Source organism: Burkholderia latens, from assembly GCF_001718795.1.
GTDB lineage: Bacteria > Pseudomonadota > Gammaproteobacteria > Burkholderiales > Burkholderiaceae > Burkholderia > Burkholderia latens_A.
Genome location: NZ_CP013435.1, coordinates 2,507,906 through 2,520,120, shown reverse-complemented (window position 1 = coordinate 2,520,120; position 12,215 = coordinate 2,507,906). Strand labels below are relative to the sequence as shown.

The 12,215-nt window shown below is 66.6% G+C and carries 12 protein-coding genes; 4 read left to right on the top strand and 8 right to left on the bottom strand.

Annotated features, from left to right (window positions below; translation table 11 throughout):
* Window positions 1-51: 51 nt before the first annotated feature.
* The gene (locus tag WK25_RS11710; protein ID WP_069241629.1) at window positions 52-957 is read right to left on the bottom strand and encodes a GIY-YIG nuclease family protein; all 906 of its coding nucleotides are present in this window, start codon (window positions 955-957) and stop codon (window positions 52-54) included.
* Between the two features lie 70 nt (window positions 958-1,027).
* A complete protein-coding gene (locus tag WK25_RS11705; protein WP_059548851.1) occupies window positions 1,028-2,206 on the bottom strand; it encodes a GNAT family N-acetyltransferase in 1,179 nt (392 codons plus the stop codon).
* Between the two features lie 109 nt (window positions 2,207-2,315).
* On the opposite strand from WK25_RS11705, the gene WK25_RS11700 reads away from it, so the two are divergent.
* Window positions 2,316-4,022, top strand: a complete 1,707-nt coding sequence (locus tag WK25_RS11700) for an NAD+ synthase (protein ID WP_069241628.1) — start codon at window positions 2,316-2,318, stop codon at window positions 4,020-4,022.
* A 98-nt stretch (window positions 4,023-4,120) separates the two neighbouring features.
* Window positions 4,121-4,459: a P-II family nitrogen regulator gene (locus tag WK25_RS11695; RefSeq protein WP_006398637.1), complete on the top strand. Its 339-nt coding sequence runs from the start codon at window positions 4,121-4,123 to the stop codon at window positions 4,457-4,459.
* A 206-nt stretch (window positions 4,460-4,665) separates the two neighbouring features.
* On the opposite strand, the gene WK25_RS11690 is transcribed toward WK25_RS11695, so the two are convergent.
* Together WK25_RS11690 and WK25_RS11685 are read right to left on the bottom strand one after the other, a co-directional pair.
* On the bottom strand, window positions 4,666-5,745 hold the full coding sequence (locus WK25_RS11690; protein WP_040144770.1) for a porin: 1,080 nt from the start codon (window positions 5,743-5,745) through the stop codon (window positions 4,666-4,668).
* Window positions 5,746-6,320: 575 nt separating this feature from the next.
* Window positions 6,321-7,247: a LysR family transcriptional regulator gene (locus tag WK25_RS11685; protein WP_069241989.1), complete on the bottom strand. Its 927-nt coding sequence runs from the start codon at window positions 7,245-7,247 to the stop codon at window positions 6,321-6,323.
* 132 nt (window positions 7,248-7,379) lie between these two features.
* On the opposite strand from WK25_RS11685, the gene WK25_RS11680 reads away from it, so the two are divergent.
* A complete protein-coding gene (locus tag WK25_RS11680) occupies window positions 7,380-7,877 on the top strand; it encodes a GNAT family N-acetyltransferase (protein ID WP_040141369.1) in 498 nt (165 codons plus the stop codon).
* Window positions 7,878-7,930: 53 nt separating this feature from the next.
* On the opposite strand, the gene WK25_RS11675 is transcribed toward WK25_RS11680, so the two are convergent.
* From WK25_RS11675 to WK25_RS11660, 4 genes are all read right to left on the bottom strand, one after another.
* Window positions 7,931-8,710, bottom strand: a complete 780-nt coding sequence (locus tag WK25_RS11675) for an ABC transporter ATP-binding protein (protein ID WP_069241627.1) — start codon at window positions 8,708-8,710, stop codon at window positions 7,931-7,933.
* Between the two features lie 18 nt (window positions 8,711-8,728).
* Entirely contained in the window at window positions 8,729-9,442 is a 714-nt protein-coding gene (locus WK25_RS11670; RefSeq protein ID WP_040141366.1) for an ABC transporter permease, read from the bottom strand.
* Window positions 9,439-10,128, bottom strand: coding sequence for an ABC transporter permease (locus tag WK25_RS11665; RefSeq protein WP_040141364.1), 690 nt, complete (start codon window positions 10,126-10,128; stop codon window positions 9,439-9,441). The genes WK25_RS11670 and WK25_RS11665 overlap by 4 nt, the downstream gene beginning before the upstream one ends.
* A gap of 228 nt (window positions 10,129-10,356) precedes the next feature.
* On the bottom strand, window positions 10,357-11,133 hold the full coding sequence (locus WK25_RS11660; protein ID WP_069241988.1) for an ABC transporter substrate-binding protein: 777 nt from the start codon (window positions 11,131-11,133) through the stop codon (window positions 10,357-10,359).
* Between the two features lie 366 nt (window positions 11,134-11,499).
* On the opposite strand from WK25_RS11660, the gene WK25_RS11655 reads away from it, so the two are divergent.
* Window positions 11,500-12,198, top strand: a complete 699-nt coding sequence (locus WK25_RS11655; RefSeq protein ID WP_069241626.1) for a pirin family protein — start codon at window positions 11,500-11,502, stop codon at window positions 12,196-12,198.
* Window positions 12,199-12,215 lie beyond the last annotated feature (17 nt).

The window sequence follows — 12,215 nt, the reverse complement described above, 5'->3', positions numbered from 1 at the left end:
TGGCCGGCCTCGCGGCCGGTTCGTTGGCAACGCAAGACCGCGCGTGTCTCGTCAGGAGGCCGCGCGGTTTTGTTTTGTGCGTGCAGCCGCCCGTGCGGCGGCTTTCTTGCGAGCGCGGACGGGCGCACGCACGGCGGCGGCGTCCGATGTGGAATCGGGTGCGGCTTTCGTGCGCGGCGCACGCGTTGCGCCGCGCGTGGCGGCGACAGGACCACCGGCTTCGACGGTTTCGGCACGAGTCGCTCGCGGCGACGTGCGGCGGCGCGCCGGCGCGGGCGTGGCGCCGGCATGTTCGTTGCCTGCGGGCTTGCCGCCGGTCGCCTGCATCGTTCGTTTCGACGCTGCGCGCGCGGCCGGCTTGTCTTGCTTCGCCGCGGTCCGGCGCGACGCGGTTTTCCTGGCTTCGGCGTCGTCGCCGGTGTTCGCTCGTGGCGCCGCTGTTGCGCCCTTGGCCTTTGCGGGAGCCGGTGCCGATTGCACGCGTTTGGCGGCCTTTGTCGGTGCGGACCCGGACGTTGTTCGCTCATCGCCCGTCTTTGCCGCCTTTGCCGTGTTCTTCGCCGTCCGTTTCGTTTCGGCCGCCTGGGCCGCGACGTCGCCGGCCTGCATTGGCTTCGCCTGCGCTTTCCGCGCGCGCGGGCCGGCTGGCAAACCGCTCGCGTCGATGTGCGCGGCGATCGACATCCCGACCGGCAACACCGAATCGAGCGTGCGTATCCCGGCCGCCAGCTCGCGCTTCTGCGCGGCCGTGAGCCGCTTCACCCAGTACTCGGCGCGCGACGCGATCGAGCGGTCGGGCAGCGGAAACGACGCGAGCACCGCGCGCGGCTTGCGCGAGCGCGTGTAGCGCGCGCCCTTGCCGGACGCATGCTCGTCGAAGCGCGCGGAGACGTCGGTCGTGATGCCCGTGTAGACGCTGTCGTCGGCGCACTCGATCAGATACAGGAACCAGGACATGGCGAGGTGGCGGGATGCGAAGCCGCCAGTGTCTCAGAATTCACGCCGCGCGCGATGCGATTGGCGACCGTCACCGGCCGCGCCGAAACGGATCGTGTTCGCGCAGTTCGTCGACGTACGCGTGGATATGCTCGGTCTCGCGTTCGAGAAAGCGCGCGACCGCATCGGAAAATGCCGGATGCGCAAGCCAGTGCGCGGAATGCGTGACGGTCGGCAGAAAGCCGCGCGCGAGCTTGTGCTCGCCCTGCGCGCCGCCTTCGAACGTGTCGATCCCGGCCTCGATGCAGAATTCGAGCAACTGGTAATACGCCGTTTCGAAATGCAGGCAGGGCACGTGCCCGAGCGCACCCCAGTAGCGGCCATACAGCGTGCCGCCGCGGCCGTTCGCGCCGCGGCGGTAGACGGCGAGCGAACTTGCGATCGGCTGGCCGTCGGCTTCAGCGATGACGAGCAGCAGGTTCTCGGGCATCGTTGCGCCGATCGCGCGGAAGAAGTCGAGATTCAGATACGGGCTGGAATAGTGTTCGCGGTACGTTTGCCGATAGCAGCGCGAGAAGAAGCGCCAGTCGGCATCGGTGATTCGATCGCCGGTGAGCTGCCGGAACGTGACGCCCGCGTCGCGCACCTTGCGCCGTTCTGCACGGATGTTCTTGCGCTTCTTCTGTTCGAGCGTGCCGAGGAAGTCGTCGAAGTCGCGATAGCCGTCGTTGAGCCAGTGGAACTGCACGCCTTCGCGCAGCATCATCCCCATCGATTCGAGCAGCCGCGCTTCGTCGCCGGTCGGGAACAGCACGTGCAGCGACGATACGTCGCTCTGCTCCGCGAACGCGAGCAGCGTGGCCGCGAGCCGGCGCCGCGCGTCGTCGTCGGCCGCGAGCAGGCGCGTGCCTTGCACGGGCGTAAACGGCACCGCGCACAGCAGTTTCGGGTAATAGGGCAAGTCGTTGCGCTGGTACGCATCGGCCCACGCCCAGTCGAACACGTATTCGCCGTACGAATGCTGCTTCGCGTAGACGGGCGCCGCAGCCGCGAGCCGGCCCGTGTGCGCGTCGGTGAGCGTGACGAAGTGCGGCGACCAGCCGGTGTCGTCGACCGCGCAGCGTGCGACGTGCAGCGCGTCGAGGAACTCGTGGCGCAGGAACGGCGTTGGCTGCGCGTCCTGCTCGAGCAGCGCGTTCCATTCGTCGGCCGGCACCTCGGCGGGGGACGACAGGATGCCCGTGCGATAATCGATGCGTTCGTGTTTCAAGCGTGAATCCGTACCGTTGGATGCCGCCGGATGCGTGCCGCCTTGGCTCGCATCCGGGACGATTTCGTCAGCCATTCGAGGCGCGCCGCGGGGCTGCGCCGATCCCGTCATGAAGACCCGACTCGCTCTCGCCCAGATCAACGTCACCGTCGGCGATTTCGCCGGCAACGTCGCGCGTATCGTCGCGGCCGCCCGCGCCGCGCACGACGATGGTGCGCAACTGATGGTCGCGCCCGAACTCGCGCTGTCCGGCTATCCGCCGGAAGACCTGCTGCTGCGCCCCGCGTTCTACACGGCCGCCGCCGCCGCGCTCGATGCGCTCGCCGACGCGCTGCGCGCGTTCGACGGGCTCGCGGTGCTGGTCGGCCATCCGTTGCGCGGTGCGGGCAGCGGTGCGCAGGCGCCCGCCGTCGATGGTAATGCAAACCGCCCGATCGAGCGCGGCGTGCCGCCGTCGGACACTTACAACGCGGTGTCGCTGATCGTCGGCGGCGAGATCGTCGGCACCTACCGCAAGCAGGATCTGCCGAACGCCGACGTGTTCGACGAGAAGCGTTACTTCGCGACCGACACGGAGCCGCTCGTGTTCGAGCTGAACGGCGTCAGATACGGCGTGATCATCTGCGAGGATGCCTGGCATGCGTCGGCCGCGCAGATCGCGAAGGCCGCCGGCGCGCAGGTGCTGTTGATCCCGAACGGTTCGCCGTACCACATGAACAAGGAAGCGCTGCGCGTCGACATCCTGCGCGCGCGAATCCGCGAAACCGGGCTGCCGATGGTGTACGTGAACCTCGTCGGCGGGCAGGACGAGCTCGTGTTCGACGGCGGTTCGTTCGTGCTCGACGGCGACGGCGCACTCGTCGCGAAAATGCCGCAGTTCGACGAAGGCCACGCGATCGTCGAATTCGACGGTGCGCGGCCGTTGCCGGGCAAGATCGCGCCCGAGCTGCCGCTCGACGCACAGGTCTATCGCGCGCTCGTGACCGGCGTGCGCGACTACATCGGCAAGAACGGCTTTCCCGGCGCGCTGATCGGGCTGTCGGGCGGCGTCGATTCGGCGCTGGTGCTCGCGGTCGCGTGCGACGCGCTCGGGCCCGACCGCGTACGCGCGGTGATGATGCCGTCGCGCTACACGGCCGACATCTCGACCACCGACGCGGCGGAGATGGCGCGGCGCGTCGGCGTGCGCTACGACGAGATCGCGATCGCGCCGATGTTCGACGCATTCCGGGCGGCGCTCGCGAGCGAATTCGCGGGCTGCGCGGAGGACGCGACGGAAGAGAACATCCAGGCGCGCATCCGCGGCACGCTGCTGATGGCGCTGTCGAACAAGTTCGGCTCGATCGTGCTGACCACCGGCAACAAGAGCGAGATGGCGGTCGGCTACTGCACGCTGTACGGCGACATGGCCGGCGGCTTCGCGGTCATCAAGGACATCGCGAAGACGCAGGTCTACCGGCTGTGCCGCTATCGCAATGCAACGGCCGACTACGGCTCGCGCGACGTGATCCCCGAGCGGATCCTTACCCGCGCGCCATCGGCGGAGCTGCGCGAGAACCAGACGGACCAGGACAGCCTGCCGCCGTACGACGTGCTCGACGCGATCATGCAGATGTATATGGAGGAGGACCGGCCGCTTGCCGAAATCGTCGCGGCCGGCTATGCGGAGGCCGACGTCGCGCGCGTGACGCGGCTCATCAAGGTCAACGAATACAAGCGCCGCCAGGCGCCGATCGGGATTCGCGTCACGCACCGCGCGTTCGGGCGCGACTGGCGCTATCCGATCACGTCACGCTTTACCGAGCGTCTCGGCTGAGTCGAGACGCGCCGTCCGCGGCCGGCTCGGGCTTACACTTACGGCTTACAATCGGGACCGCGATTTTCCATCCAAACGAGCATTGAGGGACAGCCATCATGAAACGCATCACAGCCATCATCAAGCCGTTCAAGCTGGACGAAGTCCGCGAAGCGCTCGCCGAAGTGGGCCTGACGGGCCTGACCGTGACGGAAGTGAAGGGCTTCGGCCGCCAGAAGGGGCACACCGAGCTGTATCGCGGCGCCGAATACGTCGTCGATTTCCTGCCGAAGATGAAGATCGAGGTGGTCGTCGCGGAAGCGCAGGTCGATCAGGTGATCGACGCGGTGATCGGTGCGGCCCGCACCGGCAAGATCGGCGACGGCAAGATCTTCGTGTCGGACGTCGAGCGCGTGATCCGTATCCGCACCGGCGAAGAGAACGAAGCGGCGGTCTGAGGATCGCGCCCGTTCATTCGGTTGCGCGGCGCTCGCTTCCTGGCCGCTTTCCAGCGGCTTGAATCGCGCGGGCCGCGGGCCGCGGGATGCGCGAGCATGGCCCGCCAATAAAAAAAGGTGCGATACCCGGGTGGGTACCGCACCGATACGCGCCTCTCGCAGCAGCGTGGAAAGTGTTGTCGATTCGTTCTCTGAACGGCGCCTGATCAGAACAGGTGCTGGATGCCGGCGTAGACGCCGGTCTGGCTGCCGCCCGGATGCGGGTTGCCGGTCGACACGGCGGTGCCTGCACCGTTCGCGTTCAGGCCGAAGTTGGCCGTCGAGCTGTTGCGCACCGTCGCGACCTGGACGTCGAACAGCGTGCGCTTCGAGATGTTGTACGAACCGCCGACCGTGTAGATGTTCGCGTTGCCGCCGCCGTGGTTCGCGTTCACGTGGTACACCGCCGCGATCAGCGCTGCGGCCGGCGTTGCCTGCCACGTCACGCCGCCCCAGACCTGTTGCGTGCCCGTCACGCCGGCGTTGACCGCCGGGCCGCCGCTGCCGTCGGCGTGCGATGCCTGGTAAGCCGCCTGAAGCTTGAACTGGCCGAGGAACACGTTCACGCCGGCGAAGTATTCGCGCGAGTAGTTGAACACGTCCGAGAAGCGGCCGTTGCTGTCGCGCGTTTCGTCGTAGATGCCGCGCAACTGGAACAGCGAATTCGTATAGGTGACCTGACCGCCCATGGCGCGGCCTGGTTGGCCGGCCGTCGTATTGCCGTTGAAGCTGGTCGAGTTCGAGAACGAGAACTGGCCGTAGAAGTCGAGGCCATACAGCGACGGCGACTGGTACGACACGTTGTTGCTGGTCTTGTTCCAGTTGCGGCCGCGCACGAGCGATGCCGTCGACCATGCCGACTGACCGAACGGATCGAAGTCCCACACGCCGTTCGCGATCGCGAGTTCGCGACCCAGCAGCAGCGTACCGTAGCGGTCGTTGGAGATGCCGACGGTCGCGAAACGATCCCAGATCGAGCCGCTGAAGCCGCCCGTCATCGTGTTGAACGCGCCTTCGAGGTGGAACAGGATCTTGTTGCCGCCACCGATGTCTTCGCTGCCCTTCAAGCCCCACAGGCTCGTGCCCCAGTCGCCGCTTTCCGCGCGCACTTGGTGGCCGTTCTGCAGGCCGTTCAGGTACTCAAGGCCGGCATCCAGGCGACCATACAGCGTCACGCTGCTCTGCGCGTGCGCCGTAACCACCCCAGCAGCCATCAGCGCGGCCGCGACCAAAGCTTTCTTCATCATCTCCTCCATACCCTGTCAAAAAGTCAACCCAGACTGCACGAGATGCCCGGCGCAGCGAACGTCGGGCAAAAGCGAAAAGCGGGATAACCAGGGAGACCTCGTGCAGGGCCGGTAAGCGCGGCACGCGGGCAAGCGGACGGAAAACCGTTGAGCGGTCCCGCGCGGCCGGGTCGGCTTGCGGGGTCTCCTTGTTGTGTCGTGAAGCTAAACTACATTTCACGACTTTCGTTTTGCTACTTTGGTTACTAATTTAGCAAAAATACAATTTTGTGGCGACGGAAATCGTTGTTTGACTAACACGTGTCGCCAATTTGCCATGCAACACGGTGCGCGGTGGGCGCCGGACGGGGCGTCGGGGGCAGGAAAACCCTTGTCCGACAAGGCAGACACGGTTTCGGCGAGCGTGGGTCAAGGATTGCCACTATTGACGACGTGGCGGCTGCCAGCGTAAGCGCGTCTCGGTGCGAATTGGTAAGTATTTCGTAATAAATTGACGACGCTTCGGAGGCGCCGTGCGGCGCGCTGAACGCGAGTGGCTCAGGGGTGCCGCCGGCTGCTGCACGAGCGTCCCGGCCTCAATCGAGCGCCGGCCGTGCAGCGAGCAACTGCGCGCGCAGCCAGCGGTGCGCGTCGGTGCGCGCATGCTTCGCGTGCGAGTACACCTTGATCGTGTAGCGCGGAATCTCGAACGGCGCCGGGAAAATGCGGATCGGCGCCGCACCGCGCAGCGTCTGTGCGGCGCGGTTCGGCACCGTCATCAGCAGCGCAGATTCCGCGATCACGAACGGGGCGGCGAGCACGGTCGGCAGTTGCACGGCGACCTGCCGCGCGAGACCGAGCCGGTCCAGCACGTAGTCGACTACGCCGCGCGGCTCGTTCCACGGCGTGACGACCGCGTGTCGCGCGGCCAGATACTGGTCGAGCGTCAGCCGCCGGCGGATGTCCGGGTGCGTGGCGCTCGCAATGACCACGTAGTCGTCAGAGAACCAGTCGAAATCCTCGATGCCAGGCGCGTCGGCGGCCGATTCCTCGTGGTATCCGAGCGCGAAATCGATCCGGCCGGCCGCGAGCTCGTCGATCGAGATCTTTCGGTCCGAATGAACGACGCGGATCTTCAGCCGCGGCGCGACCTGCTCGATGCGCGCGAGCAATGCGGGCAGCACGGCGAATGCCGTGTAGTCCGTCGCGGCGAACACGAACGTGCGGTCGCTTTGCGCCGCATCGAAGCGGCGTGCGCGGGCAAGCCCTTTCGACATCGTGTCGAGCGCGTCGCCGGCCCAGCTGGCAATGTCGTCGGCGCGCACGGTCGGCTGCATCTCGTTGCCGAGCCGCACGAACAGAGCGTCGCCGATCGCATCGCGCAGCCGCGCGAGCGCATGGCTCAGCGCGGACGGGCTCATCGCCAGCTCGTGGGCGGCCGCGGCGACCGACCGGTGGCGGTACAGCGCGTTGAACGCAAGCAGCAGGTTCAGGTCGAGCCGGCGCAGGTCGGGATGCATCATGTTCATGTCTCGATGAAGAAACTGCACTTCCTGCAGTTCAGGCGTGACCGTAGCATGTCGACTTGGCCTGCGCCACCCGCGATCGCGGGCGCCGCATTCCGTATTCAGCCCGGGCCGGGGAGGGCCCCAATCGTGCAAATCGACATCCGTTCCGCTACCGTCGCCGACGTGCCGCAAATCCTGCGTTTCATCACCGAGCTGGCCATCTACGAGAAGGCCGAGCATGAAGTGATCGCAACGCACGCATCGCTCGAGCGCAGCCTGTTCGGCGAGGACACGCCGGCGCGCGCGCTGATTTGCGAGGTCGACGGCGAACCGGCCGGCTTCGCCGTGTATTTCTTCTCTTATTCGACGTGGCTCGGCCGCCAGGGGCTGTATCTCGAGGATCTGTACGTATCGCCGCGCTTTCGCGGCGCGGGCGCCGGGCTGCGGCTGCTGAAGGCGCTCGCGCGCATCGCGGTGGACACCGGCTGCGGGCGCTTCGAATGGAGCGTGCTCGACTGGAACGAGCCCGCGATCCGCTTCTACGAAAGCGTCGGCGCGGCGCCGCAGAGCGAATGGGTACGCTACCGGCTCGCGGGCGACGCGCTGCGCGCGTTCGCCCACGCCGCGCCGGTCGACGCCGCGTAAACGCAAAGCGGGCGCCGGATGGCGCCCGCTCGTGCTGCGTAACGCGCGGCGCGTTACTTCAGGCTGCCCGACAGGAACGCGCGCAGGCGCTCGCTCTTCGGATTCGCGAACACCTCGGACGGTACGCCTTCTTCTTCCACGCGCCCCTGGTGCAGGAACATCACGTGGTTCGACACGTTGCGCGCGAAGCCCATCTCGTGCGTGACGACGATCATCGTGCGGCCTTCCTCGGCGAGCTTTTGCATCACCTTCAGCACTTCACCGACGAGTTCCGGATCGAGTGCGGAAGTCGGTTCGTCGAACAGCATCACGTCCGGATGCATTGCGAGCGCGCGCGCGATCGCGACGCGCTGCTGCTGGCCGCCCGACAGGTGCGACGGATACTGCTTTTCGACGCGCGGCGCGAGGCCGACTTTCTCGAGATACTCGCGCGCGCGATCCTCGGCTTCCTTCTTCGGGATTCCGAGCACGTTGACGGGCGCTTCCATCACGTTCTCGATCACGTTCATGTGCGACCACAGATTGAAGTGCTGGAACACCATCGACAGCTTCGTGCGCACGCGCTGCAGTTGCTTCGGATCGGCCGCGCGCAGCGCGCCCGTCTTGTCGAGCGCGGTCCGGACTTCCTCGCCGTCGACGAAGATGCGGCCCGCGTTCGGCTGCTCGAGGAAGTTGATGCAGCGGAGCATCGTGCTCTTGCCGGAACCGGACGAGCCGATCACGCTGATCACGTCGCCCGAGTTCGCCTTCAGCGACACGCCCTTGAGCACCTCGTTGTCGCCGTACCGCTTGTGGAGATCGTCGACGAAAAGCTTTTGAGTCTGGGAATTCATCAATATTCCTGCGGAAACTTACTTGCCTTGCGGGCGCAGATACGCGAGCCAGCGACGCTCGGCCTGGCGGAACAGCCACACGAGCGTGAACGAGATCACGAGATAGAGCAGGGCGGCGATGCCGAATGCGTGGAACGACATGTACGTCGCCGAGTTGACGTCGCGCGCGATCTTCAGGATGTCGGGCACGGTGGCGGTGAACGCGACGGTCGTCGCGTGCAGCATCAGGATCACTTCGTTGCTGTACAGCGGCAGCGAACGGCGCAACGCGGACGGCAGGATCACTCGGCGATACATCGTGAAGGTCGACATCCCGTACGCGCGGGCGGCCTCGATCTCGCCGTACGACGTCGCCTTGATCGCGCCCGCGAAGATCTCGGTGGTGTATGCGCAGGTGTTCAGCGTAAACGCGAGCAGCGTGCAGTGCATGCCGTCGCGGAAGAACGCATCGAGCAACGGCGTGCCGCGTACGATCTGCAGGCTGTAGAGGCCGGTGTAGCAGAGCAGCAATTGCACGTAGAGCGGCGTGCCGCGGAACACGTACGTGTACAGCCACACGGCGCCCGACAGCCACTTCTTCTTCGACACGCGGGCCACCGCGAGCGGCACCGACAGGCAGAAGCCGAGGCCGATCGACACGACGAGCAGCCACAGCGTGATCGCGACGCCGGTGATCCGGAAGCCGTCGGTGTAGAGGTAGTTGCGCCAGTATTCTTGAATGAGTTCGATCATAGGTCAGCCTTGCGGACACCGGTCGAGTAGCGCTTTTCGAGCCACATCAGCACGAAATTCGAGATCGTCGTGATCGCGAGGTAGACGGCGCCGGCGATCAGCGTGAAGAAGAAGAACCGCAGCGTGCCTTTGCCGGCGTCCTGCGACGCCTTCACGACGTCCGCGAGGCCGATGATCGACACGAGTGCGGTCGACTTCACGAGCACCTGCCAGTTGTTGCCGATGCCCGGCAGCGCGAAGCGCATCATCTGCGGGAACATGATGCGCGTGAACACCTGCCAGTTGGTCATCCCGTACGCGCTGCCGGCCTCGAGCTGGCCGCGCGGCACCGACAGGAACGCGCCGCGGAAAGTCTCGGTGAAATATGCGCCGTAGATGAACCCCAGCACGAGCACGCCCGCGAGGAACGGGTCGATGTCGATCTGGTCCCAGCCGAGCGCGTCGGTCGCGACGTTCAGCCAGATCTGCAGGCTGTAGAACAGCAGCAGCATCAGCACGAGATCGGGGACGCCGCGGATCAGCGTCGTGTAGACGGTGCCGACGCCGTTCGTGAAGCGGTTGCGCGACAGCTTCGCGCCCGCGCCGAGCAGGCCCAGCACGAACGACAGCGCGAGCGAAAGCACCGCCAGTTTGACGGTCTGCCAGGTGCCGGCGAGGATCAGCGGGCCGTAGCCTTGTAGAAACATATGTGGTCCCTGGTGTGGTCCCGGAGGGCGCACGCGGTGCGCCCGGAAAGACGCGCCCGCCATGCTGCGCGGAACGCCCCCGTGCGTATCATCGCCGTCCGCCCCCGGCATCGGTGCCGGTCAGGCCCGTCGCGCGAAGCGTCGGGCGATCGGGCGGGCGGCGCGCGGTTGACTGCCTGTGTTGCCCGGACGCGGGGCCGCCCCCGCATCCGCTCCCATCGTTGCAGCTCAGCGAGCCGAATAGACGCTGAACGCGAAATACTTGTGCGACAGCCGGTCGTACGTGCCGTCCTTGTGCATGTCGGCCAGCGCCTTGTTGATCTTGAGCTTCAGATCGGTGTCTTCCTTGCGCAGGCCGATCGCGGTGCCGTCGCCGATCGTTTTCGGATCCTTCACTTCCGGTCCGGCAAATGCGAAACCCTTGCCGCGCGGCGTGCGCAGAAAGCCGTAGTCGGCCTGGAGCTCGTCCTGCAGCGTCGCATCGAGGCGGCCCGAGCCGAGATCGGCATAGACCTGGTCCTGGTTCTGGTAGGGCACGATCGTCACGCCCTGCGGTTCCCAGTACGCCTTTGCGTACGATTCCTGCGTCGAACCCTGCTCGACGCCGACGCGCTTGCCCTTGAGCGACGCGACCGTCGGCAGCAGCGGCGAGCCCGCCTTCGCGATCATCCGCGCGGGGGCGTCGTACACCTTGTCGGAGAAGTCGATCTGTTCGCGGCGCTTGTCCGTGACGGTCAGCGACGACACGATGACGTCGTACTTCTTCGCCTTCAGCGCCGGGATGATTCCGTCGAGATCTTGCGCGACCCACACGCACTTCAGGTTGATCCGCTTGCAGATTTCCTTGGTGAGATCCACGTCGAAACCGACGATCTCGCCGCTAGGCGCGGTCGACTCGAACGGCGGGTAGCTCGCATCGACGCCGATTCGCACGGTCTTCCACTCTTTCGCGAAGGCGCTGCCCGCCACGAGGGCGAGGGCGGCGCACAGGGCGGCCTTCTTCATTTCCATGCTGTTGTCGCTCACTTCCGGGGGGCGCTCGCGGCCGGTCGTGTCGGGCGCCGCGGCGTATTCTAGACGGCCAAAATTCGTGTTTCGGCGCGCTGGCAACGGCATCCGCCGGACGGGCGGACGCCAAAAGGGCGGTATTTTACCCGAACGCGATACCCGGAAAACGGCAATCCGGCACAACCGATCGATTCCTCGAACCGGCTGTTGCTGCGGTGGTGGTATTCACAACGAGTATTGCGCCGATTGGGCGCGTGAATGCAACGATGCGGTGCGCGGGCGGCGGATTGTGGCGCGCACGGCGCGCCCCTAGAGTGCAGGTAAACCCGAACCAAGAATACCCGCCTGCCGGAGTGCCGCCCCATGTTCCAGATCCGCCGCGCCGCCGACCGCTGCCATACGCGTCAGGGCTGGCTCGAATCGAGCCACAGCTTCCCGCTCGCCGGCCACGCGGCAACCCAGCATCCGCCGTTCCGCGCGCTGCGCGTGCTGTGCGAGGACCGGATCGCGCCGACCCGCGGCTTTGGCATGCAGCCGCGCCGGGATTTCGAAATCGTCACGTACGTGCTGGATGGCGCACTTGCGCATCGCGACAGCCTTGGCAATGGCGCGATCGTACGCGCCGGCGGCGTCCAGCGGGTGAGTGCGGGCACGGGCCTCGTGCACAGCGAGACCAACGCGTCGCGCGATCGCGCACTGCACCTGCTGCAGATCTGGCTGCAGCCGGCCGAACCCGGCGGGCGGCCGGGCTATGCGCAGCGGCATTTCGCCGACGCCGCCAAGCGCGGCCGCTTGCGGCTCGTCGCATCGTCGGACGGCGACGACGGCGCGTTGCCGCTGCGCGCGGACGCACGGATCTTCGCCGGGCTGATCGACGGCGACGAGGAAGCCGCATTCGACGTGCCGGTCGCGCGCCAGGCCTACGTGCATGTCGCGCGCGGCGACGTGGAAGTCAACGGACATGCGCTGGCCGCCGGCGACGGTGTGCGGATCGCGGGCGTCGACACGGTCGCGTTCGCACGTGGCCGCGCGGCCGAGGTGCTGCTGTTCGACGTCGCGTGAAATGAAAGGGGACGCGG